We start from the raw sequence: 21,658 nt of genomic DNA, 5'->3' as shown, positions 1-21,658 counted from the left end.
AGATCGCCACGCCGAACCGGAATACGCACCCTCACTCGGAGGTGTGCAATCGGCATCGCCGAAAAGCGGTATTCCGTTCTCGGTGCCAAGGTCGGCTCTCGGAGACCCACACGTTCCGGGGGTTCGACGATGCACCACCGCCACGCCTTGCTGACCGGCTCGGTCCTCGCCACCGCGCTGCTGGCACCGGGCACAGCGACCGCGGACGACACCAAGACCATCACCTACCGGGGCTACCAGCTCGACGTCCCCGCCACCTGGGAGGTCCTCGACCTCGACCACGCCCCGCACGCGTGCGTCCGGTTCGACCGGCACGTGGTCTACCTGGGTCACCCCGACGACGACCAGCACTGCCCCTCGACCGCCGTCGGCAAGACGGACGCACTCGTACTGGAGCCGGTGGAGAACGCCAAGCCCACCACGGCGGTGGTCACCCGGCTACCGTCCTATGTGGCCAGACCGACCGAGCTGCCGGACACACCCGACCACGAGTTCGCCATGGTGGTCAGCGCCGCCGGAGTGCTCGTCACGGCGAGCACCGGCGAGAACAACGACCAGATCCGCCGCATCCTCGACACCGGCCGCATCACGCCGGAAGCCCAGGTGTCCACCACGGACGCCGTCGCCCGCCCGCGGGCGGCAGCCCCGCGAGCGGTTGTCCCCGGCATCTACCGAGGCGCGGGTTTCGACACGTGCACCGCTCCGTCCTCGGAAGCCATGCGGGCGTGGTTAGGCTCGCCCTACCGCGCGATCGGGATCTACATCGGCGGGATCAGCAGAGCCTGCTCACAGCGCAACCTCACCGCGGACTGGGTCGCCGAGCAGATCGCGCAGGGCTGGCGGCTGGTCCCGATCTACGTCGGTCACCAGGCGCCGTGCACCACCTACCGCAACCGGATCGACCCGGAGCTCTCCGGCGCACAGGGCAGGGGTGCCGCCGACGACGCGGTGGTGCGCGCGACCGAGCTCGGACTCGCACCGGGAACCACGATCTACAACGACATGGAGAGCTACGACTCGTCCAATGTGGAGTGTCGTGAGATCGTGCTGACCTTCCTCGACAACTGGACGGCCCGCGTGCGCGAGCTGGGCTTCCTCTCCGGGGTCTACAGCAGCGTTGCGACCGGAGTACGGGCGCTGGCCAACGCCTACGACAGCCCGTTGCTCCCCGACCACATCTGGCTCGCGCGGTGGGACAACATCCCGACCACCTCGGACAGGGCGATCCCGGATCACCTGTGGGCCAACCGCCAGCGCATCAAGCAGTACACCGGCGGCCACGACGAGACGTACAACGGCGTCACTATCAACATCGACTGCGACCACCTCGACGTCGGCGGCCCCTGACCAGGTGCCAGCCGCTCAGCGACGCGCGGGGAACTGCTCCCCCGCCGGCAGGAACCGCCTGCGGTACAACGCCTCGTAGCGCGCGGAGACCACCGGGCCGGCGGTGACGTCCGTGCGCTCGACGCCCGGGTTCCCCGACGCCAGCCCTGCGGCGGGCGCGGCGAGCAGCGCGGCGCCCATCAGCGTGGGATCGCCGGTGACGGTCGAGGTCGGCCACGGGTTTACGGCGGCCTTGATCTGCGTCCACCCGGGCAGCCGCCCGCCGCCGAGCACGGTCACCCGCGCTGGCAGCACGTTGATGATCGCGGAGATCTCCTCGGTCACCCAGCGCGCGTGGAAGGCGGTGCCCTCCAGCACCGCCGCTGCCAGGTCGGCGAGGCTGTGCCGGTCGGTCACACCGCGCAGTGCCAGCCTGCGGTGCGGCCTCGGCTGGGGCGCGGCGCAGCCGTGCAGGTACGGCTCGACGACGATCCCCGTCGGCCGTTCGCTGCTCTCGCCGAGCAGGTCGAAGAACCGCTTCGCCGCGTCGGGGCCCACGCTGTCGGCGAGCATCCGCCGCACGAACCACTCCGCGAGCGCCGTGCTGCTGGGCAGCTCGCCGATGACGCACCAGCGCGCGCCGTCGACGAACCGGCCCGCGCTGGTCCCGGTGGCCACCAGCGCGGAGGGATCGGCGAGCCGGTCGGCGACCGCGATCAGGGCCTCGGTGGAACCGGCGGAGTCCGCGAACTGCCCCGGCGCGCGCACACCGGCCGCGTAGGCGCCCACCAGGTGGTCATGACCGGCGATGACGACCGGCGTGCCCGCGAACAGGCCGGTGCCGACGGCGACGGACTCGGTGACCTGGCCGGTGACCTCACCGCGCGCGAGCACGGCGGGCAGCTGGGACCGGCGCAGCCCGGCGAGCGCGAGCAGGTCCGAGTCGAACTCACCGGTGCGCACGTCGAAGGCCATCGTGCGCTGGGCGAGGGTGACGTTCGTGCTGAGCTCGCCGGTCAGCGCGAGCGCGACCAGGTCGGAGACGCTGACCCAGCACCGGGTCTTCCTGAGCAGACCGGCCGCGTGCTCCCGCAGCCACAGCCACTTCGGCAGCGGGTGCCGCGCGTGCACCGGGAGCCCGGTTGTCGTGGCCAGCGACACCGCGCCGAGCTCGCGGTCCAGCCACGCGGTCTGCGCGGCGGCCCGGCCGTCGGCCCAGGACAGCATGGGGTGCAACGGTTTCAGGTCGGCGTCCAGGGCGACCCCGGTCTCGGCCATGCTGGCGACACCGATCGCCTCCGGGGCCGTGCCCGCGACGCTGACGCACTCGGCGAGGCAGTCGAGCACGAGCTGGACGATGCCCTCGGCGTCGTAGTACTGGCCGCCGGAGCCGCGCGGGGTCGGCCGGACCAGGCGCACGACCGGGACCCCGTCCACACCGAACAGCCCGACCTTGGTGTTGCCGCTGCCGACGTCGATCCCGGCGAGCAGCCGGCGCACCGCGGTGGTCATCCGGAGAACGCCGTGACGAGCCTGCGCAGCGCGTCGTCCTCGCCGACCGAGCCAGGCACGACCACGAACGGCCGGTTCTCCAGCAACCACAACGGGACGCCCGGCATCAGCTGCCCCGCCACCGTCGCGCGGCGCGCGCCGAACCCGTCCGTCGCCACCCTGGACGAGGTGATCCCGCCCTTGACGATCACACTGTCCACTGTGGGCGCGACGGCCGAGACGACGTCGGCGATCGCGTCCAGCAGCACGGCGGGCGTGTCCGGGCCGGGGTGCGCGGTGCGTTCGGTGCTCAGCACCGCCACCCCGTGCGTGGCCAGCTCCTCGCCGATCCGGGTGGTCAGCTCGCCGACCAGGGCGGGGCAGCCGCCGAGCGCGGCGTCGGTGGACATCTCGATCCGGCGCTCGGCCAGCTCGCCGAGCGCGCTCACCTGCCGGGTGCTCGTCTCGCTCACCGACCCGCAGACCACCAGCAACCTGCCCCGACCGCTGAGCCTGCGGTCGTCGATGGTGCGCTGACGCAGCCCGGCCCGCACGGTGGCGAAGGAGACCCCGCAGCGGACCACGACGGACTTGCCGGAGCGTTCGGCGGCCAACAGCCCGGCCGAGATCGTCTCCAGGTCGGAGTACTCGGTGGCGTCGGGCACGACCACCTCGTGCGGCCCGGCGTCGAACAACGCGTCGCGCACGACGTGGGGGCCGCCCTCGCGCAGCTCGTCCAGCGCGATCGTCCTTGCCCGCCACCGCCCCTTGGTGACCTCATCGACCCAGTCGGCGATCCGGTGCGAGCGGAAGCCGAAGAGCCGGTCGCGGGCGAACTCCGTCTCGGCGGCGGGTACGGCCCGCCCGTCGACGCTGAGGTGGTGCACACCGTCCCTGGTGAACCGGCCGCGCTCCAGGAACGCCGGGACGAACAGGCCCGAGGTGTTCTGGAGGACGGCCTCCATCTCCGGGAAGACGTGCCCGCGCAGCGCGGAGTCCCCGCGCAGCAGGAAGGCGAGCTCGTCACCGGTGGCGCCGGCGGCTGTTCGAGCCTGCTCGACGATTCCCGCGACCATCGCGACGGCGGCGGCCCGTGGCAGGCTCCGCGAGTTGGAGAGCGCGAACACGGCCTTGCGCGGGCCGCGGAGGAACGCTCCGAAGGCCGCGGTGTCCGGTCGCAGGACGACGTCGATGTCGGAGGCCGTGTGGGTCCCGGTCGGGTCGTCGTCGATGATGACGACCCGGCGGCGGTCGTCCTCGGCGGCGAACACGTCATGAGTGGCAGCAGTCAAGACCGTTCCAGCCGATGGGCGTAGCGAGCGGTGTGATGCAGGGCACTGCGAACCTCTCGCATCCACGCGTGGGATGTCAACAATCTGACGACCCTTCGGGAATATCGCGTGCACACTCGCGGACATGGGAAAGAGCTACGAGCGCATCGACGGCAGGCTGCGCGAGTTCATCGAGAGGCAGCCGCTGTTCTTCGTCGCCACGGCCCCGCTGTCCGGGAACGGGCACGTCAACCTCTCCCCCAAGGGCAGGTCCAGCTCGCTGGTGGTGCTGGACGAGCTGACCGTGGCCTACCTCGACTTCGGCGGCAGCCACGCCGAGACCATCGCGCACCTGCGGGAGAACGGCCGGATCACGGTGATGTGGTGCGCCTTCGAAGGGCCGCCGACCATCGTCAGGGTGCACGGGACGGGCGAGGTGGTCCTGCGTGACGACCCGAGGTGGGCCGGGCTGGTCCCGCGCTTCGCCGAGGCCGACGCGCCGGGGGTTCGGGCGATCATCGTCGTCAACGCCAGGCGGATCACCGACACGTGCGGCTACGCGGTGCCCTTCATGGACTACCGCGAGGACCGCGACCTGCACGCGCAGTACTTCGGCCGCAAGTCCGACGAGGAGTTCGCGCACTACTGCGAGACGAAGGAGTTCAACGGCACCAGCATCGACGGGCTGCCCGCGCTGCCGCTCCCGCTGCCACCGCGAACCGCCTAGAACCTCATCCCGCAAGCCGTCCCGATACCCCGAAACCCCAGCCACCCCCGCACCCCCGTGCACGCGTGGGCCGGCTGGCGTGGCTGGGGTCTCGCGTTTTGTAGCCTTATTGCGCAAGAGAGCGCTCTCATTTCGCATTAAGCCTACAAAACGCGAAAAAGGGGGCACGCGGACCACGTGGAAAGAGGACGGACCTGGGTCAGTGGTGACTGGAGATGGTCACCACCGACCCAGGTTCCCACCGGCTCCACTCCGTCTGGTCGCCCATCCGGTGCAGGGTGTGGAGCCGGATCGCCCCGACTGGCAGGTCTGGGCCGACCCCCGAAGCCGGCCCAGGCGGTGCTCTCTAGCTCGCGGAGCGGCGGGCGCCGGTCATCACCGGCTCGGCGTCCAGGACGCGCAGTCCGCCGCCGAAGCCCTCGGGCCCCGGCACGAGCAGTCCGTTGGACAGGGCGTTGGCGACGGCCGCGGCCCGGTCACTGACGTGCAGCTTGGAGAAGACCCGCTGCAGGTGGGTCTTGACGGTGGTCTCGGCGACGAAGAGCCTGCGGCCGATCTCGGCGTTGGTCAGCCCCTCGGCGACCAGCCGGAGCACGTCCAGCTCCCGGCCGGAGAGCACCGAGCGGCTCTCCTGCCTGCGCAGCCGCGGCATCCGTCCGGGCATCGGCAGCAGCTGCGACGGCATCGCCGCCACCCCGCTGCGGGCCTGGCGGACCGCGGAGATCAGCTCGTCCGGCGCGGCGGTCTTGAGCACGAAGCCCATCGCACCGGCCTCCAGCGCGGCGCCCGCCCGCGCCTGGTTGTCGGAGAAGACCACGACCACGATGGGCAGCCGGGTGCGCAGGACGGCCTTGATGACCTCGATGCCGTCGACCTCGCCGAGGTCGAGGTCCACCAGGACGACGTCCGGGCGCGCCGCGCAGACCTGGTCGACGACCCTGGCGCCGCCGCCGACGGCGCCGACGAAGGCGAAGTCCGCGTGTCTGCCGAAGCAGGCACGCAGCCCCTCAGCCACGACCGGGTGACGATCGACCGCGAGCACGCGGAGCCTGGTGTCGTGCGCCTCCTCGCGGGAGCAGGTGCACGAAAGCTCGCGTGGCCGCAGGTCAGGCGGCGGGGTGTTCAGCGACATGACAGACCTTTCCACTGGCCCCAGAGGCAGAGCTGACAACGTGGAACTTCGTGTTGACAACCGCTGACAACAGCATCCTACTTAAGTATGTGTCCGGCAGTCAACACGCGTGTCATCACGATGGGCAGCTGCTTCCTTCCGGGCAACGCGGTCCCCACCTGCGCGGAACTCCGCGTGGAGTAGTCCAGACGCGTGTCCTTCGGCCAGAGTAGGCCGACCCGGTTCTTGTCAAACTGTTGACAACCCGTCCCAGCCAGCTGAGTCACGTTGACGGGCTCGGCTCGCCCTCTTACCCTCAGCGCGTGAACACAGTGGGTGAGCACCACCGTGTTCGGGCAGCACCATGGCGCGGCGGACCTACTTCCGTAGCCACTCAGTCAGGGTCAACCATGACAGTGCGTGACAAGCGAGCGGGCGGCTCGCAGGGCGGAATGCCGGGCACCCCAGGGGCAGGGGACGTCCGGCTAGGAGCGCGCGCGCTGGTCGCGAAGGGTCTGCACGGACAAGGAGGCGACCTCCTTGAGCAGCGCGGGCCGCACCTCGTCCGGATCGGCGGAGTCCAGGTGCTGCAGCAGCTCGTCCAGCGCGCTGAGCCTGCGCTCCTCCCGGCCGAGCTGCGCGCTGACCCGCACGATGGTCATCAGCGCCCGCATCTGGTCCGCGGTGTCCAGCGGGCCGGTCAACGCGTTCTCGGCGTGCTCCAGTGCGGCTTCGAGGTCGTCGGAGCGCACCGCGACGGCCGCCCGCATCAGCGCGACCTGCGAGTCGACCTGGCTGGCGGACGCCCGGCGGACCTGGGTGACCTCCCCGAGCAGGGACTCGGCGGAGACCGGAAGGGGAAGGTCGAAGTTCAGCATCATGTAGACGGCGGTGATGCGGACGCGGCACCACAGGTCGGTGCCGATGGAACCGACCGGGTGCGCCAGGGCCGCCTGGATCTGCTGCGAGGCCTGGTCGACGAAGCCCGCGCGGGTCAGGGCCCCCGCGTAGGTCCAGTGCATGGTGACCGCGGCCTCGGTGTAGGTCGGCCTGTCCCGCCAGTCCGGGGTGTCCAGCGGTCCGGCGTTGACCAGGTCGATGCCCCGCGCGCACACGCGCAGCGCCTCGTCGGTCCTGCGGGCCTCGGCCAGCGAGGAGGCCAGCGCGACGGACGCGCGCAGGCGCAGCAGCCATGCCTGGTCCGGGGCGAACCCCGAGTTCGCCAGGCCCTCGGCCTCCAGCAGCGCCTTCTGCGCCAGCTCGGCGGCCTCGCGGAACCGGCCGAGGTTGCGCAGGGCCGCCGCGTTCAGGGTGGCGGTGACGACCTTCGCGGCGGGCGGCAGTCCCCGGTACATCGGCTCGATCGCCTCAAGCCGGTCGGCGACGTCCTGGGTGCGGCCGAGCTTGCCGGCGCACGCCGCCGCGACGTACTCGCAGAGCCAGCGGTCCTGCGGGTCGCGCACGCTCTCCCGCAGCGAGTCCAGCAGCTCCAGCGCCGCGTCCGGCCGAGCCTCCAGCAGCAGGTCCATCACGCGGGCCGCGCCCACCATGAACTCCCCACCGCTGAGCCGGGTGCCGCTGTCGAGTCCGGCGAAGGACTCCGTCGGCACGCCCAGCCTGGCGGCGAGCTGTTCCACCACCTTGGGGGTCGGCGTCCGCTGCCCGGACTCCAGGCGGGACAGGTAGCTGCTCGACAGACCCTCACCGGCGAGATCGCGCTGGGTGAGCCCCCTGGAAACGCGAAGAGCACGCAGTCGGTCGCCGAACGTGGCAGGAAGCTCACGTTCGAGGCTGACTCGATCGGCAGATGTCATGACAGGTAGCTACTCGAGGAGGCAGGCATGCTTGTTGCCTTTCTGATGACACTGTACGCGGGAATTCTTTCACCCCTAGACAGTGGCGTTCAATCCACCGATACCAATTCGACGCTCGCGCAGGAGACGCAGCAGGTACAGCTCGATCCGGGCCGCAAGCCCTGCGACGTGGCATGGCCGATGTGCCAGCCACCGAACCCGCGCGCGGTCGAGCCGGTCGTGTTGACCGCCGACTTGCCTGACGCGTGTGGCAACGTCGCGTGGCCGGACTCCTGCCCGCCGCCGCGCACCGTCTCGGTCACCGGTATCGAGTGGCCGCTCGCGCCCGCTCCGGACCCCGGCAAGCCGGGTGGCCCCGGCGTCGAGTGGCCCAAGCCTTGACCTGTCTGGGCTGAAGCCATGCGCTGACTAGCACCGACATGACATGAGGGGCGGGGTGTCCGCGGGGGCGGCACCCCGCCCCTTCCTGTGCGGAGTCGGGTGTGCGGCGCGCTCTAGCGCGCCTCTTCCAGCTCCTTGTCCTGCGGCGCGGTTGCGACCGCCTTGGCCTTCGCCTTGCGCTTGCGGACGAGGAAGATCACCAGACCGGCGACGGCCAGGCCGCCGAGCAGGAAGTAGCTGGCGGTGCTGAGCTTGGACTCGATCTGCTTGGCGGCCTCGCCGGCCATGGCGGCGATGGTCACGTGCAGCGCGGCCCACGGGGCGGCGCCGCAGATCGAGGCGATGAGCAGCTTCGGGTAGGCCAGGCCCGCCGTGCCCGCCGCGGCCGGGGTCAGCGAACGCACGACCGGCAGCCACCGGGCGAAGAACACCGCCCACGCCCCGCGCCTGCGGATCAGCGCGGTCGCCTTGTCCCAGTTGTCCTGGCCCATCTTCTTGACCAGGCGGGTCTCCCGGAGCCTGCCGCCGAAGCGGCGCCCGACGAGGTAGCCCACCGAGTCCCCTGCGACGGCGGCCAGGGTGACCACCGCCCACATGGCGATGCCGGTGCCCAGCGCCTTGACCGTGCTCGCGGCCACGAGCAGGCCGACCTCGCCGGGCACGATCAGGCCGAGGCCGATCGTGGTCTCGCCGAACGTGAACGCCGCAGCGGCGGCGAGTACCAGCGGCTGCGGGAGTCCTGCGATGGACTCCAAGCCGTCACTGATCAGTCCCACGGGTTGAGTCCCCCCAGTTTCGGTACGTGAGAAAGCTCGATTCAAGAAATTGAGCGCACGGGCCGTGACGAAGCCTCCCCCGGCGGCCCAGCGACCTAGCCTATCCGGGCGATCATGCTCGCGAATCCGTTTTGGGGGGTAATGTCCGTTCCGCCCGAAGATCGACGTCCGGGGGGTCGACAGCGGGGAGACTTGGTCAGAGCCGCCCGTCATCTACTCCCCTGACAGGCTGAATTCAAGATCTCGGACGCGCGAACTTGCTCCCCGGAGATCGTTTTCGGTACTGATGATGGGGACGTAGGTCACACAACTGACTCCGACGCGGGTAGGGCCAGGAGGAGCCGTCATGGCAACGACCCGGTACCGCGCCGAAGCCGAGCCAGTGCTCGACGCCTTCTGCGCCGACTTTGCCGACACGACGAACGACGCACGCCTGTGGCCGCCGGAGGCCACCCGGACGCCCCGTTCGTTATCCGCTCGCGCGCCGCGACGCCGCCGCGCGCGAGACCTTCACCCGCTCGGGTAACCGCACACGCTCACCCGGTCGTCGACCCGGGTACCACGCAGGTGGGAGCCGCCGCAGGAACTGCGGCAGAGCCCGCCTGCCTTCCCCACCCCAGCCCCGGGCAGCCCGCCCGGTGGCGTTTGTCCTGGAGGCACCACACCATGATCAACATCCGCCGCCCGCGCACCTCCGCGGGAGACCACGCCAGCACCGGTCCGCCGGGCGCGCGGCGGACGGAGTCGCCGTCCCAGCCGGAGCAGCCCTCGTCCTCGTGGCTGCGCACCGTGCTGCGGCACGACCTGCCCGCGTCCCTGGTGGTCCTGCTGATCGCCATCCCGCTGTCGCTGGGCATCGCGGCCGCCTCCGGCGCCCCGATGATCGCCGGCCTGATCGCCGCCGTGGTCGGCGGCGTCGTCGCCGGCGCGCTCAGCGGGGCTCCCCTGCAGGTCAGCGGGCCCGCCGCCGGTCTAACCGTGATCGTCGCCGGGATGATCGCCGAGTACGGCTGGGCCGCGACCACGTTCATCACCGTGGCCGGCGGTGCCGTGCAGCTGGTCCTGGGCGTGACCAGGATGGGCCGCGCCGCGCTCTCCCTGTCGCCCGCCGTGGTGCACGGCATGCTCGCCGGCATCGGCGCGGTCATCGCGCTGAGCCAGATCCACGTCGTGCTCGGCGGTGAGGCGCAGAGCTCGGTCCTGGCCAACCTGCTCGACCTGCCTGGCCAGATCATCGGCCACCACGACGCCGCGTTCGGGATCGGCATCGTCACCTTCGCGGTGCTGCTGGTGTGGCCCAGGATTCCCAAGGTGTCGCTGATCCCCGCGCCCCTGGTCGCGGTCGCGGTCGCCACCCTGGTCTCGATCGGCTTCGGGCTCACCGTGCCCAGGGTCGACCTGCCGGAGAACCCCTTCTCCGGGCTCGCCCTTCCGACGCTGCCCGCCGGTGACCTCGGCGGCATCCTCGTCGCCATCTTCACCATCGCCGCCGTCGCCAGCGTCGAGTCGCTGCTGTCGGCGGTGGCGGTCGACAAGCTGCACTCCGGGCCGCGCGCCAACCTCGACAAGGAGCTCGTGGCGCAGGGCGCGGCCAACATGGCCTCCGGCGCGCTCGGCGGCCTCCCGGTCACCGGCGTGATCGTGCGCAGCTCCACCAACGTCGCGGCGGGCGCGAAGACGCGTGCGTCCTCGATCATGCACGGCGTGTGGATCGCGTTGTTCGTGCTGTTCCTCGGGAGCACGCTTGAGATGATCCCGATGGCCGCGCTCGCCGCGGTCCTGGTGCTCACCGGTGTCCGCCTGGTCAGCCTCGCGCACATGCGGGAGCTGTGGCGCCACCGCGAGTTCCCGGTCTACGTGGTCACCTTCGCAGGCGTGGTGTTCCTCGACCTGGTCAAGGGCGTGCTGCTGGGCATCGCCGTCGCGCTGCTGCTGGCGCTGTGGCGGCTGACCAGGGCGACCGTGGAGGTCGTCGAGGACTCCACCGACAACTGGCGCGTCGTCGTGCGCGGCTCGCTGATCTTCCTCGGGGTCGCCAAGCTGGTCAACGAGCTGCGCCGGGTCCCGGAGCGCAAGCGGGTCGTGCTGGAGCTGCACGTGGACTTCATGGACCACGCGGGCTACGAGGCGATCCACGACTGGCGGTCCAGCTACGAGCGGACCGGCGGCACCGTGCGCGTGGACGAGGTCCAGGACACCTGGTACCAGCGGGCCCGCCAGGGTCGTCCGGAGCAGCGCAAGAGCCTGCCCGGCCAGCTGCCGCGCTGGTTCGCGCCGTGGTCGTACTGGCAGAACATGCACGCGGACGACATCACGGCCGACGGCGCCTGCCCGGACGCCGGCTCGATCGTCCCGGAGCCCCGGCCCGGCGCCGACCCGATGATGCTCGGCATGCACGAGTTCCAGCGCAGATCCGCGCCCCTCGTGCGGCCGTTCCTGTCCGAGCTCGCCGCGCGGGGGCAGCAGCCCAGCCAGTTCTTCGTGACGTGCGCCGACTCGCGGGTGGTCCCGAACCTGATCACCAGCAGTGGCCCCGGTGACCTGTTCACCGCGCGCAACGTCGGGAACCTGGTGCCGCGCAACGACAACGAGACCACCGGCTCATCGGTGGGCGCGGCGATCGAGTTCGCGGTCGAGGCGCTGAAGGTGCCCAGCATCGTCGTCTGCGGTCACTCGTTGTGCGGCGCGATGAACGCCTCGCTCAACGGTGGCGCGCGGCAGGGCTCACACCTGGCGTCGTGGCTGCGGCACGTTGAGCCGAGCCTGAACCGCTTCCGCGCGGAGGGGCACGACCACGACCCGAGCGTTCCGGGGTGCGTCGACCTGGACGCCGCCGACCGGCTGAGCGTGGTCAACGTGGTGCAGCAGCTGGACAACCTGATGACCTACCCGTCGGTGCGCGACGCGGTTGACGAGGGCCGCCTGACGCTGGTCGGGCTGTACTTCGACATCTCCGAGGCGCGTGTCTACGTGGTGGACCAGGCAACCGGCCGACTGTCCCCCGTGGACCCGGCGGCGGTGCTCTGACCGCACTGACCGCAACGGCCCCCTTCGCGAGAAGGGGGCCGTTGTCTTTGTGCCGCGAGGAACCCAAGATCCGCCCGGCCAGGTTCTCCTGGAGCGTCAGCGCATGGCCCGATCGCGTTCGGCCGGTTCCAGGCAGTAGATGTTGTAGGCGGTGCGGATCACCGGCTGCGCCACGTTGCGCACGCGCACCCCACCGGCGGTCATGCCGTGCTCCGTTCCCGCGTGGGCGTGCCCGTGGAAGGCGATGTCCGCACCGGCGTTGTCGATGGCCTCGGCGAGCAGGTAGGAGCCGAGGAACGGGTAGATCTCCAACGGCTCCCCGCGAAGGGTGTCGGACACCGGGGAGTAGTGGGTCAACGCGATCCGGACGTCGGTGTCGAGGTCGCTGAGCGCCTTGCCGAGCCGGTCGGAGACCTCGGCGGTGTGCCCCACGAACGCCTTCATCTCGCGCTCACCGAACGCGCTGGCGCACTTCCCGGCGAAACCGCCGCCGAAGCCCTTCACCCCGGCGATCCCGACCTCGCGGCCGTTGACGTCGAGCCGCGCGCTGTTCCCCTCCAGCACCGTGATCCCGGCATCACTGAGCACAGTGGACAGTTCTTCGGCCAGATCGCTGTGGTGGTCGTGGTTCCCCAGCACGGCGACCACCGGAACCGCCAGGCCGCCGAACTCGCGGGCGACCACGCGGGCCTCCTCGACCGTGCCGTGCTTGGTGAGGTCACCGGCCAGCAGCAACAGATCCGCGCGGCCACCGATCTCGTCGAGCGCGGGGCGGAGGTGGCCGCTGGCATCCGGTGCGAGGTGCACGTCCCCCACGGCGGCGATCCTGATCACCTCAGCTCCTCCCGCCCCTCCGGCGCCCGCGCCCCGACGACACGGACATCGTTGTGCACCTTCAGGTTCGCCGCGATGTCGTGCACCACCCGATCAAGTTCGCGCCTGCGCTCCTCGCTCGCCACGTCGCCACTGAGGTAGACCTGGTCGCCGCGCAGAACCACGCGCACGCCCTGCTCAGCGGTCCTGGGATCCTCAGCCAGCGCGCGCCGCAGACGTGCCACCGCGTACTGCGGGGGCTCCTGGTCGGTTGTCATCGGCTTGCCTCCCTGGTTGCTGTGCGAGTGTCGCGATGCCGAGGCGGTGGGCCAGCAGCAGAAGCGCCTCCGCGAACGGCGAACCCGCGGTGCGGCACGCGGTCTCGGTCCAGTCGATCTGTTCCCGCAGCGCGCGCAGGACAGGGAGCAGCACGGCGAAGTCGCAGCGGTGCTCGTCCAGGACGAGCATCTTGTCCACGACGAGGTCGGTGCCGGTCGCCACCGGCGCCCGCACCGAGCCCACGCGCATCCACTCCGCGCGCGCCAACGTCTCGTCAGTGACCGGGCTCTCGACGGGGTGATGGATGAGATCCACCAGGTGCTCGCCGTCATAGACCTTGCTGAGCCATGTCTCCGGCGGTTGAGCAGCGCGCATACCCGCCGCCACGAGCACGCGGACGGCCTCCGCGCTGTCCTGCTCACGGACGAGGACGTCGACGTCGTGCTCGGACTCGGGACCGCCACGCGCCCAGACCGCGATGCCTCCGGTCAACGCGAACGGGACACCGGCCGCGCGCAGGGCGCTGACCACCCGCACCGCGGTGCGGACGAGCTGGTCGATGTGGCCGGGCATCGGTCACCAGCGCTCGATGCGTTCAGCGCGGTCTTCTGCGGCAATGGTCGAATCGTCCTTTGTGGAGTGGACGAACCCGGTTGACTCGATCTCCTCGCTCACCAGAACCGGACCGAACTCTTCTGGTTCCCGTTGAGTGCCAAGGTCATCGTCCTCCGTCAGCGTCGGGTCCTCGTCGATCGTCTCGTCCAGCTCGGAGTCCGGCGTGGACGCGCGTGGTCGTTCGGGCACGAGGTCGGGTTCGGTGTCGGGCACCTCTTCTTCGAGGCGCTCGTCGAGGGTCTCGCCCTCGCGTTGCTCGTGGGGGGTGGTGCCGTGTCGGTCCACGCCGCTCCAGTGCTCCGCCGGGTCGATTCCCTCCTCCAACGGGTCCACACCGATGCTGTCCTCGTCCAGCTCCTCCGCCGGGAGTTCCGGCATGTCCATGGCTTCCTCCCTCCCGTCAGCCGGTCTTCGCGTGGTCGAACCGCGGCAGCACGTGCGCGGACCACGCCTTGAAGAACTCGTCCTGGCGGGGGCCGATCTGCTGCACGTAGACCTCGTCGTATCCGGCGTCGACGTACTCCTGAAGCGCGGCAACGTGTTTCTCGGGATCTGGCCCGCAGGGGACCGACCCGCGCACGGTGTCCTCGGTGACCAGGGTGCTCGCCTGCTCGAAGTGCCTCGGCGTCGGCAGGACCTGGGCCAGCTCGCCGGGCAGGTGCTGGTTCGGCCAGATCCGGTGCGCGGTGCGGACGCCCTCGGCCTCGGTCTCCGCCCAGCACACCTTGAACCCCGCCTGCGTCGGCCGGTCGGCACCGCCGGAGGCGCGGAACGTGGAGATCAGTTCCTTGTCGGGAATGGTGCTGATGAACCCGTCACCGATGCGCCCGGCCAGCTTCGCCGACTTGGGGCCGAACGCGGAGACGTAGATCGGCACGGGTTGCTCGGGCAGCGTGTAGACCCGCGCGTTCTCGACGGTGTAGTGCTGGCCCCGGTAGCTGACGTCGTCACCACGGTGCAGGGCGCAGATCAGCTCGACCGCCTCCTCCAGCATGTCCAGCCGCACGTCGGCGGGCGGCCAGTGATCGCCCAGGATGTGCTCGTTGAGCGCCTCCCCGCTGCCCACTCCCAGGGTGAAACCACCCCGGCACTGCACGGCCGCGGTCGCGGCGGCCTGCGCGATGACGGCGGGGTGGGTTCGCACCGTCGGGCAGGTCACCGCCGTGGTGATGGGCAGGCTCGTTGCCTCGGACAACGCGCCGATCACCGACCAGACGAACGGGCTCTGCCCCTGCTCGCGGTTCCACGGGTGGAAGTGGTCGGAGATCCACAGCCTGCTGAACCCGGCGTCCTCGGCTTGTTGGGCCTGCCGGACCAGCTCGCGCGGGCCGAACTCCTCGCTGGACAGGAAGTATCCGATGCCGGTCATGCACTTCGGCTACCCGTCTCCTCGGAGGTCAATCACCGGTGTGACGACGCGTCACGGGGGTAGCCCGTCAGAGGTGGACCCGAGTTCGCGAGCCAGTCCCGTCCACTTTGGACACCTCGGTCGCTCGGTGTGCGCGAACCCATTCGAGAACAGGGTCCCCCGGCGGCGGAGCACAAGGAGGTCGAACACCAGATGCAACGCGGCAGCGACAAGCACGGACCGCGACGGGACGAGGAGCTCCAGCGCGAGCTGGAGGGCACGCTGCGGGCGAACCGGCCGGTGCGGGCGCACGAGTGGCTGGACCCGGAGCCGCCTGCTGACGACGACCCCGAGGTCCTGCGCGGCACCGACATCCGGCCGGAGCCCGGCTCAGCGGGCGCCTAGCGGGCGCTCCTCCACGGCGGCGCCGGCCGCGTCGTCGGAGCGGAGGTGGACGAAGGAGGTGAAGCCCCACTCCTCCAGCCTGCCCAGCTGCGCGCCGAACTTGCCGCGCCTGCCCAGCACCGTCGCGGTGCGGCCATCGGCGCGGAGTTCGCGGGCCACCGACATCGCCCGTGCCGCAGGCACCTCCTTCTCGAACAGCACCGCGACCGAGTCCTGGGCGGGGGCGTCGCCGAGCAGGTCCACGATCCGCTCGAACCCGATGCTGAACCCGCACGCGGGGACGTCCTTGCCCAGGCTGCGGCCGATCAGCTTGTCGTAGCGGCCACCACCGGCGATCGAGGAGTTCGAGCCGGGGTGGGCCACCTCGAAGATCTGCCCGGTGTAGTAGCCCATGCCGCGCACGAGGGTGGGATCGAACTCCCAGCTCACCCCGGCCGTCTCCGCCAGGCTGGCCGTGGTCGCCGCGAGGTCGGCCACCACGTCGTCGGCCAGCGTCGGCACCGCGTTCGCCAGCGCGTCGGCGATGGAGGCGGCGGGCAGCTCCCGCAGCTTCTGGATGCGCTCCAGGGCGTCGCCGACCTTCTCGCCCGGCAGGCCCTTGCCGTCCAGCTCCGCCCGGACCCCGTCCCAGCCGATCTTGTCCAGCTTGTCCAGGCCGATGAAGAACGCGGGCCGGACCGCCTCGTCCAGCCCCGCCGCCTCCGCGAGCGCCGCGACGAAACGGCGGTCGGAGACGCGGACCGTGGCGCCGGTCAGGCCGACCGCGGTCAGGGCCGCCATGGTGGCCTCGATCAGCTCGGCCTCGGCGAGCACGGACTCCTCGCCGATCATGTCGATGTCGCACTGGACGAACTGGCGGTAGCGCCCCTTCTGCGGCCGCTCCGCGCGCCACACCGGGCCGTACTGCAGGCTGCGGAACGGCGAGGGCAGCGTCGCGTGGTTGGCCCCGTAGAACCGGGTCAGCGGCACCGTGAGGTCGTAGCGCAGCGCCAGGTCGGCCAGCTCGGCGGTGCGGGTGCCCGCGGGGAGCTCCTCGTCGAGGCCGCGCCGCATGATCTTGAAGAGCAGCTTCTCGTTCTCCCCGCCCTGGCCGGAGGTGAGCCGGTCCAGGTTCTCCAGCGCGGGCGTCTCGATTCTCCGGTAGCCGAAGCGGTGGTAGACCTCGACAATCGCCGCGAGGACGTGGTCGCGCCGGGCAACGGTGGCCGGGAGCAGGTCGCGGGTACCCCGTGCGGGGCTGTTGTCGATCTTCACCTTCGGTCCTTATGTCGGCGTCTGATGGGCCGTGACCGGCCAAAACTACCCGGCTCCCGAACACGGGCGCGATCCGGTTTCCCGTACCCCCGCGTAACTTGCTGGGCCGGCGGCGGTCCGGCCTGTTAGACACGGGGGATGCCCACTGGTGAGCTCGTCCGACTGCGCGCGTTCGACCCCTCCGAGGCCGAGGCGCTGTGGCGCTGGAACCACGACCCTGACGTCATGCGCTGGATGAACGACGGTTACCCGGACTCCGTGGCGCAGGTGGCCAAGCGGATGTCCGAGTGGCCGAGGAACTCCTACGAGAAGGTCGTGCTCGCCGTCGAGACCCGCGCGGAGGGGCGGCTGATCGGTGTCGCGGTGCTGCGCGACGCCGAGCCGGAGACCGGGAACGCGGAGCTGGACGTCTACATCGGCGAGAAGGACTGCTGGGGCTCCGGCTACGCCACGGACGCCACGCGCACGATGTGCCGGTTCGGCTTCGACCAGATGCGCCTGCACCGCGTCACGCTGTGGGTGGTCGCCGACAACGTCGCCGCGCGGCGGGTCTACGAGAAGGTCGGCTTCGTCGAGGAAGGCCGCCAGCGCGAGTGCTTCCGCCGGGACGGCGAGTGGCACGACATGATCATGATGGGCCTGCTGGAGAGCGACCTGCGCGACTGACCGGCTCCTGCCCCACCGGCGCATCAGTGGGTTGACGCAGCGGAAAACCACCGGTTCGTACCCTTATCGGGCTTTGGGAGCATTCCCACTGCCCGCTATGAGTACGAAACGGGGTTCAGCGCCCGTGGGGTACCGGGTCAGTCGTCGTCGCCGCCGGGGCGGAGCGACTCGTAGACCTTCTTGCACTCCGGGCACACCGGGGAGCCGGGCTTCGGGGAACGCGTGACAGGGAACACCTCACCGCACAGCGCCACCACGTGGGTGCCCATGACCGCGCTCTCGGCGATCTTGGATTTCCGCACGTAGTGGAACATTTTCGGGTCGTCGTCGCCCGACTGGTCAGTGCTCTCGGGTCGCGTTCCGGTGTCCGGCAGCGTCTGCGTCAAGCTCACGTACACCATGATGCCTCACGGATGATGCCTTCCGGACAGCAAGTTCGGGCACGGAGTGAGGAGACAGGGTGGCTGACAGCCGGCTGCGGTTGGGCGACGAGGTGGCGCAGGCCCTCGCGGAGGGGCGCGCGGTGGTCGCGCTGGAGAGCACGATCCTCTCGCACGGCCTGCCCGCCCCGTCCAACCTGGAGGTCGGGCGCGAGCTGGAGCGGATCGTGCGCGAGCGCGGCGCGGTCCCGGCCACGATCGCGGTGCTGGACGGCGCGGCGGTCGTCGGGCTGGACGACGCGCAGCTGCAGCGGGTGTGCGACCCGGCGAACAGCCTGGTCAAGCTGTCGCGGCGGGACCTCGGCCCGGCGCTGGCCACCGGCGTCGCCGGGGCGACCACGGTCGCCAGCACCGCCGCCATCGGCCACGCCGCGGGCATCGGGGTCTTCGGCACCGGTGGGCTCGGCGGCGTGCACCGGGGCGCGCGGGAGACCTGGGACGTCTCCGCCGACCTCGCGGTGCTGGCCGAGACGCCGATGACGGTGGTGTGCTCCGGCGTGAAGTCGATCCTGGACATCCCGGCCACCCTGGAGCTGCTGGAGACCAGCTCGGTGCCGGTGCTCGGCTACGGGACCGACCGGTTCCCCGCCTTCTACCTGCGCGACTCCGGGCTGGACGTGCCGTGGCGGGTCGACTCCGCCAAGGACGCCGCCGAGGTGATCGCCACCCACCGCGAGCACGTGCCGGGCCGCGCGGGGGTGCTGCTGGTGAACCCGATCCCGGTCGAGCACGAGATGGACCGCGAGCTGCACGACCGGCTGCTCGCGGGCGGCCTGGCGAAGCTGGAGCGGGAGGACGTCCACGGCAAGCACGTCACGCCCGCGCTGCTGGAGTACTTCCACACCGCCAGCGAGGGCGTGAGCCTGACCGCCAACACCGAACTGGTCCGGTCGAACGTGCGGGTGGCAGCGGAGGTCGCGGTGGCGCTGGCGGAACGGGCATGACGCGGGCGAGACCACGGGTGCTGGTCGTCGGGGACGCCGGGCTCGACGTGGTCGCCCGGCACCACGGACCGGTGGTGCACGGCGGTGACGTGCGGTCCACGGTCACGTTGCAGCCCGGCGGAGCGGGGGCGAACACCTCGGCGTGGCTGGCGCACTGCGGAGCGGAGGCCGTGCTCGTCGGCCGGGTCGGCGCGGACGCGGCAGGGCGGCAGGTGACCGCGGAGCTCAACGCGATCGGCGTGCGCTGCGCGTTCACCCTGGACCCCGTGGCGAACACCTGCTGCGTCGTGGTGCTCGTGGACGGCGAGGGGCAGCGGACGATGCTGCCGGACCGGGGCGCCAACGCCCGGCTGTCGCCTGAGGACCTCGATCCCGCGCTGCTGGCCGACGCCGACCACCTGCACCTGTCCGGCTACGTGCTGCTCGACCCGTCCTCGCGGGAGGCGGGGCTGGCCGCGCTGCGGGTGGCGCGGGAGGCCGGGCTGACCACGTCGGTGGACCCGCAGGCCGCCGCACTCATCACCGCGGGCGGGGTGGAGTCCTTCGTCGACGACATCCGCGGGGTGGACCTGCTGCTGCCCAACACCGAGGAGCTGGTGGCGCTGACCGGGTCGAAGGAGCCGGAGGCCGCGCGCGAGCTGCTCGGGGTCGTCGGCGCGGTCGCGGTCACCTCCGGCGGTGACGGCGCGTCGTGGGTGGACGGAACCAGGCTGGTCTCGGTGGACTCGCCACGGGTGGAGTGCGTCGACTCGACCGGGGCCGGCGACGCCTTCGACGCGGGCCTGCTCTGCGGCTGGCTCTCGGGCCTGGAGCCGGAGCAGTCGCTGCTGGCCGGGGTCCGTGCCGGTGCCGCAGCCGTCCAGCAGGTCGGCGCGCAGCCCGCGCACCCCGGACCGGCCAGGAACGGCTGAGCCGACGCGGCGGGGGTCAGCCGTCGATGACCGGGTGCTGGCGTGCCTCGATCTGCCGCGCCGAGCGCCCCGGGCGGTAGCGGTTGGCCTCCTCCGCCTTGAGCGGGGGACGGTCGTTGGCGATGAGCACCGCCATCCACGGCAACGGCACCGAGAGCAGCACGAACCCGAGCGCCAGCCACCAGATCTGGTAGAACACGCCCGCCAGGATCAGGCACGGGATGCGCATGGACATCATCAGCAGGTACTTGCGCTTGCGCGCGGCGTACTGATCTTCGTATGACGGAGCGGCCTCGGTGATCAGGACCGGGGTTTCGTCCCGTTGGGAACCGTTCACGTCCCACCTCCACACCCCATACTTCCACCGTCGCAGGACACCGAAGACAACGAGGGTCGTGATGGTCGCCCTGGATCGCCTCGTCGACGTGCTCGGCGGAGTCGGAGCCGTGTTGTGTGCCGCGCCCCGTGGCCGGGACGTCGACCTGCGGGGGGTCGCGTTGCACGACCCCACCGAGGACTACCCCACCGCGCCCAGCGACGTGCTACTCGGTTTGGGTACGAAGACGGTGGCCGCCGCCGTCCGGCTGGTCGGCTCCACCAACGCCAGCGCGCTGGTGCTGCACGGGCGGCAGCCGCTGGACGAGCGGATCTCCGCCGCCGCGCGCCGGGCCGGGGTCGCGGTGCTGCTGGTCGACCCGGCGGTGCCGTGGAGCCACCTCGCCGGGGTGATCCACACGCTGGTGCTCGGCGGGACCTCGGCGAGCCGGGAGCACCCCGGCGACCTGTTCGCGGTGGCCGACGCGATCGCGGCCGTGGTCGGCGGACCGGTGACCATCGAGGACCAGCAGTCGCGGGTGCTCGCCTACTCCGGCCGCCAGGAGTCGGTGGACGCGGCGCGGGTGCAGACGATCCTGGGCCGCCGCGTGCCGCCGGACGTGCTGCGGGCGCTGGAGTCGCAAGGGGTGTTCAAGCACCTCGCGGTCTCCGACGAGCCCCTTGAGGTGCCGTCCCTGACGCCCGGCCTCGGCGCGCGGCTGGTGGTGGCGATCCGCGCGGGGCGGGAGCTGCTGGGGTCGGTGTGGGTGGAGGCCGTGCCACCGATCTCCGAGCAGCGGCTGGCCGGGCTGGTCGACGGGGCCAGGACCGCCGCGCTGCACCTGCTGCGGGCGCGGGCCAGTTCGGACCTGGAGCGGCGCGGCGAGAGCGACCTGGTCGTGCGGCTGGTGGAGGGCGACGCGGACGCGCCCGCGGTGCTGGCCCGCCTCGGCCTGCCGGCGACCGGGCTGCGGGTGATCGCGCTGCGCGCCGACGCCGGGGAGGCCGAGCACGGCGCGGCGCTGCTGGCCTTCGAGCGCGCGACGGCGGGTTTCGGCTGGTCACGCCCCGGCCGCAGCGCTTTGCTCGGCAACGTCCTCTACACCGTGCTGCCGTGCGGCGAGGACGTCGAGGTGGCGCGGGACTGGGTGCGCTCGCTGGCCACCGAGCTGCCCGCCGAGGTGGTGCTGCACGCGGGCATCGGGGGCGACGCGAGCACCACCGAACTCCCGTCCAGCCGCCACGAGGCCGACGAATGCCTCGCGGTGTCGGCGGCTCTGCCGTCCGCGGGGACCACGGTCGCCTACGACGAGGCGTGGTCACAGGTGTTGCTGCTGCGTCTGGCCGCGGTGGCCGAGGCGGGGCGGCTGCCGACGCGGGGTCCGGTCGCGGAGCTGCTGCGGCAGGACGAGGAGGGCGGCACCGCCTACGCCGACACCCTGCGCGCGTGGCTGGCCGCCCAGGGCGACGTGCGCGGCGCGGCGCAGCGCCTGGCCGTGCACCCGAACACGCTGCGCTACCGGCTGCGCAAGATCGAGCAGCTCACCACGCTGCGGCTGGACGACCCGGAGCAGCGGCTCGCGCTGGCCATCGCGCTCACCGCGACGACGCTCACGACGACACCGCGCGCAACACGGCGGTAGCGAACGTTGTCCTGAGAGCACAAATCGACAGTTGTTTTTTGTCCAGATGTGCTCGTGCTTCCGGGGTTTTCCCAGCTCATAGTTCTGCCATCGGGCCAGAA

The 21,658-nt window shown here is 71.4% G+C and carries 22 protein-coding genes; 9 read left to right on the top strand and 13 right to left on the bottom strand.

Features of this window, described 5'->3' with window-relative positions; genetic code table 11:
• Positions 1-129 precede the first annotated feature (129 nt).
• Positions 130-1,347, top strand: coding sequence for a DUF1906 domain-containing protein (locus tag ACFFQA_RS01685; protein WP_377849717.1), 1,218 nt, complete (start codon positions 130-132; stop codon positions 1,345-1,347).
• Positions 1,348-1,362: 15 nt separating this feature from the next.
• Here ACFFQA_RS01685 and ACFFQA_RS01680 read toward each other — a convergent pair whose 3' ends face one another.
• Positions 1,363-2,838, bottom strand: a complete 1,476-nt coding sequence (locus ACFFQA_RS01680; protein ID WP_377849716.1) for an FGGY-family carbohydrate kinase — start codon at positions 2,836-2,838, stop codon at positions 1,363-1,365.
• Positions 2,835-4,109: a four-carbon acid sugar kinase family protein gene (locus ACFFQA_RS01675; protein ID WP_377849715.1), complete on the bottom strand. Its 1,275-nt coding sequence runs from the start codon at positions 4,107-4,109 to the stop codon at positions 2,835-2,837. Before ACFFQA_RS01675 ends, ACFFQA_RS01680 begins: the two co-directional genes overlap by 4 nt.
• 124 nt (positions 4,110-4,233) lie before the next feature.
• On the opposite strand from ACFFQA_RS01675, the gene ACFFQA_RS01670 reads away from it, so the two are divergent.
• On the top strand, positions 4,234-4,815 hold the full coding sequence (locus ACFFQA_RS01670) for a pyridoxamine 5'-phosphate oxidase family protein (protein WP_377849714.1): 582 nt from the start codon (positions 4,234-4,236) through the stop codon (positions 4,813-4,815).
• 346 nt (positions 4,816-5,161) lie between these two features.
• Here ACFFQA_RS01670 and ACFFQA_RS01665 read toward each other — a convergent pair whose 3' ends face one another.
• Together ACFFQA_RS01665 and ACFFQA_RS01660 are read right to left on the bottom strand one after the other, a co-directional pair.
• The gene (locus ACFFQA_RS01665) at positions 5,162-5,947 is read right to left on the bottom strand and encodes a response regulator transcription factor (RefSeq protein WP_377849713.1); all 786 of its coding nucleotides are present in this window, start codon (positions 5,945-5,947) and stop codon (positions 5,162-5,164) included.
• Between the two features lie 464 nt (positions 5,948-6,411).
• Complete coding sequence (locus ACFFQA_RS01660) at positions 6,412-7,740, bottom strand: helix-turn-helix domain-containing protein (RefSeq protein WP_377849712.1); 1,329 nt, start codon at positions 7,738-7,740, stop codon at positions 6,412-6,414.
• Positions 7,741-7,767: 27 nt separating this feature from the next.
• Between ACFFQA_RS01660 and ACFFQA_RS01655 the strand changes: the two genes are divergently transcribed.
• Entirely contained in the window at positions 7,768-8,121 is a 354-nt protein-coding gene (locus ACFFQA_RS01655; protein WP_377849711.1) for a hypothetical protein, read from the top strand.
• 113 nt (positions 8,122-8,234) lie between these two features.
• On the opposite strand, the gene ACFFQA_RS01650 is transcribed toward ACFFQA_RS01655, so the two are convergent.
• Positions 8,235-8,897, bottom strand: a complete 663-nt coding sequence (locus tag ACFFQA_RS01650) for a DedA family protein (protein WP_377849710.1) — start codon at positions 8,895-8,897, stop codon at positions 8,235-8,237.
• A gap of 666 nt (positions 8,898-9,563) precedes the next feature.
• Here ACFFQA_RS01650 and ACFFQA_RS01645 point away from each other — a divergent pair.
• Positions 9,564-11,924: a SulP family inorganic anion transporter gene (locus ACFFQA_RS01645; RefSeq protein WP_377849709.1), complete on the top strand. Its 2,361-nt coding sequence runs from the start codon at positions 9,564-9,566 to the stop codon at positions 11,922-11,924.
• Between the two features lie 96 nt (positions 11,925-12,020).
• Here ACFFQA_RS01645 and ACFFQA_RS01640 read toward each other — a convergent pair whose 3' ends face one another.
• Genes ACFFQA_RS01640 through ACFFQA_RS01620 form a run of 5 tightly spaced genes read right to left on the bottom strand, consistent with a single transcriptional unit; the run spans position 12,021 to position 15,000 of the window.
• A complete protein-coding gene (locus tag ACFFQA_RS01640) occupies positions 12,021-12,758 on the bottom strand; it encodes a metallophosphoesterase family protein (protein WP_377849708.1) in 738 nt (245 codons plus the stop codon).
• A complete protein-coding gene (locus tag ACFFQA_RS01635; RefSeq protein ID WP_377849707.1) occupies positions 12,755-13,015 on the bottom strand; it encodes a BON domain-containing protein in 261 nt (86 codons plus the stop codon). Before ACFFQA_RS01635 ends, ACFFQA_RS01640 begins: the two co-directional genes overlap by 4 nt.
• Entirely contained in the window at positions 12,954-13,589 is a 636-nt protein-coding gene (locus tag ACFFQA_RS01630; protein WP_377849706.1) for a nucleotidyltransferase domain-containing protein, read from the bottom strand. Before ACFFQA_RS01630 ends, ACFFQA_RS01635 begins: the two co-directional genes overlap by 62 nt.
• Positions 13,590-13,592: 3 nt before the next feature.
• Positions 13,593-14,015, bottom strand: a complete 423-nt coding sequence (locus ACFFQA_RS01625) for a hypothetical protein (protein WP_377849705.1) — start codon at positions 14,013-14,015, stop codon at positions 13,593-13,595.
• Positions 14,016-14,031: 16 nt separating this feature from the next.
• Positions 14,032-15,000 carry a TIGR03557 family F420-dependent LLM class oxidoreductase gene (locus ACFFQA_RS01620; RefSeq protein WP_377849704.1) on the bottom strand — a complete coding sequence of 323 codons (969 nt, stop codon included), beginning with the start codon at positions 14,998-15,000 and terminating at the stop codon, positions 14,032-14,034.
• 192 nt (positions 15,001-15,192) lie between these two features.
• Between ACFFQA_RS01620 and ACFFQA_RS01615 the strand changes: the two genes are divergently transcribed.
• Positions 15,193-15,384 (top strand): hypothetical protein, encoded by a 192-nt coding sequence (locus ACFFQA_RS01615; protein ID WP_377849703.1) that lies wholly within the window; start codon positions 15,193-15,195, stop codon positions 15,382-15,384.
• Here ACFFQA_RS01615 and hisS read toward each other — a convergent pair.
• Complete coding sequence (gene hisS, locus ACFFQA_RS01610) at positions 15,370-16,638, bottom strand: histidine--tRNA ligase (protein ID WP_377849702.1); 1,269 nt, start codon at positions 16,636-16,638, stop codon at positions 15,370-15,372. The genes ACFFQA_RS01615 and hisS overlap by 15 nt on opposite strands.
• A gap of 138 nt (positions 16,639-16,776) precedes the next feature.
• On the opposite strand from hisS, the gene ACFFQA_RS01605 reads away from it, so the two are divergent.
• A complete protein-coding gene (locus tag ACFFQA_RS01605) occupies positions 16,777-17,304 on the top strand; it encodes a GNAT family N-acetyltransferase (RefSeq protein ID WP_377849701.1) in 528 nt (175 codons plus the stop codon).
• Between the two features lie 137 nt (positions 17,305-17,441).
• On the opposite strand, the gene ACFFQA_RS01600 is transcribed toward ACFFQA_RS01605, so the two are convergent.
• Positions 17,442-17,705, bottom strand: coding sequence for a DUF3039 domain-containing protein (locus ACFFQA_RS01600; RefSeq protein WP_377849700.1), 264 nt, complete (start codon positions 17,703-17,705; stop codon positions 17,442-17,444).
• Between the two features lie 59 nt (positions 17,706-17,764).
• On the opposite strand from ACFFQA_RS01600, the gene ACFFQA_RS01595 reads away from it, so the two are divergent.
• Together ACFFQA_RS01595 and ACFFQA_RS01590 are read left to right on the top strand one after the other, a co-directional pair.
• Positions 17,765-18,688, top strand: a complete 924-nt coding sequence (locus ACFFQA_RS01595) for a pseudouridine-5'-phosphate glycosidase (RefSeq protein ID WP_377849699.1) — start codon at positions 17,765-17,767, stop codon at positions 18,686-18,688.
• Positions 18,685-19,599: a carbohydrate kinase family protein gene (locus ACFFQA_RS01590; RefSeq protein WP_377849698.1), complete on the top strand. Its 915-nt coding sequence runs from the start codon at positions 18,685-18,687 to the stop codon at positions 19,597-19,599. The genes ACFFQA_RS01595 and ACFFQA_RS01590 overlap by 4 nt, the downstream gene beginning before the upstream one ends.
• A gap of 16 nt (positions 19,600-19,615) precedes the next feature.
• Here ACFFQA_RS01590 and ACFFQA_RS01585 read toward each other — a convergent pair whose 3' ends face one another.
• Positions 19,616-19,936 carry a DUF3099 domain-containing protein gene (locus tag ACFFQA_RS01585; protein WP_377849697.1) on the bottom strand — a complete coding sequence of 107 codons (321 nt, stop codon included), beginning with the start codon at positions 19,934-19,936 and terminating at the stop codon, positions 19,616-19,618.
• A gap of 61 nt (positions 19,937-19,997) precedes the next feature.
• Between ACFFQA_RS01585 and ACFFQA_RS01580 the strand changes: the two genes are divergently transcribed.
• The gene (locus tag ACFFQA_RS01580) at positions 19,998-21,557 is read left to right on the top strand and encodes a PucR family transcriptional regulator (protein WP_377849696.1); all 1,560 of its coding nucleotides are present in this window, start codon (positions 19,998-20,000) and stop codon (positions 21,555-21,557) included.
• The last annotated feature ends 101 nt before the right edge of the window (positions 21,558-21,658 follow it).

Origin of the sequence: Allokutzneria oryzae, from assembly GCF_042429765.1 — a bacterium.
Lineage (GTDB): Bacteria > Actinomycetota > Actinomycetes > Mycobacteriales > Pseudonocardiaceae > Allokutzneria > Allokutzneria oryzae.
This window is presented reverse-complemented; position numbering and strand designations above follow the sequence as displayed.

Coding starts and splice junctions, on each gene's coding strand:
- ACFFQA_RS01685 (WP_377849717.1), top strand. CDS start 130: ATGCACCACCGCCACGCCTTGCTGACCGGCTCGGTCCTCGCCACCGCG.
- ACFFQA_RS01680 (WP_377849716.1), bottom strand. CDS start 2,838: ATGACCACCGCGGTGCGCCGGCTGCTCGCCGGGATCGACGTCGGCAGC.
- ACFFQA_RS01670 (WP_377849714.1), top strand. CDS start 4,234: ATGGGAAAGAGCTACGAGCGCATCGACGGCAGGCTGCGCGAGTTCATC.
- ACFFQA_RS01665 (WP_377849713.1), bottom strand. CDS start 5,947: ATGTCGCTGAACACCCCGCCGCCTGACCTGCGGCCACGCGAGCTTTCG.
- ACFFQA_RS01660 (WP_377849712.1), bottom strand. CDS start 7,740: ATGACATCTGCCGATCGAGTCAGCCTCGAACGTGAGCTTCCTGCCACG.
- ACFFQA_RS01655 (WP_377849711.1), top strand. CDS start 7,768: ATGCTTGTTGCCTTTCTGATGACACTGTACGCGGGAATTCTTTCACCC.
- ACFFQA_RS01645 (WP_377849709.1), top strand. CDS start 9,564: ATGATCAACATCCGCCGCCCGCGCACCTCCGCGGGAGACCACGCCAGC.
- ACFFQA_RS01635 (WP_377849707.1), bottom strand. CDS start 13,015: ATGACAACCGACCAGGAGCCCCCGCAGTACGCGGTGGCACGTCTGCGG.
- ACFFQA_RS01630 (WP_377849706.1), bottom strand. CDS start 13,589: ATGCCCGGCCACATCGACCAGCTCGTCCGCACCGCGGTGCGGGTGGTC.
- ACFFQA_RS01625 (WP_377849705.1), bottom strand. CDS start 14,015: ATGGACATGCCGGAACTCCCGGCGGAGGAGCTGGACGAGGACAGCATC.
- ACFFQA_RS01620 (WP_377849704.1), bottom strand. CDS start 15,000: ATGACCGGCATCGGATACTTCCTGTCCAGCGAGGAGTTCGGCCCGCGC.
- ACFFQA_RS01615 (WP_377849703.1), top strand. CDS start 15,193: ATGCAACGCGGCAGCGACAAGCACGGACCGCGACGGGACGAGGAGCTC.
- ACFFQA_RS01605 (WP_377849701.1), top strand. CDS start 16,777: ATGCCCACTGGTGAGCTCGTCCGACTGCGCGCGTTCGACCCCTCCGAG.
- ACFFQA_RS01600 (WP_377849700.1), bottom strand. CDS start 17,705: ATGGTGTACGTGAGCTTGACGCAGACGCTGCCGGACACCGGAACGCGA.
- ACFFQA_RS01590 (WP_377849698.1), top strand. CDS start 18,685: ATGACGCGGGCGAGACCACGGGTGCTGGTCGTCGGGGACGCCGGGCTC.
- ACFFQA_RS01580 (WP_377849696.1), top strand. CDS start 19,998: ATGGTCGCCCTGGATCGCCTCGTCGACGTGCTCGGCGGAGTCGGAGCC.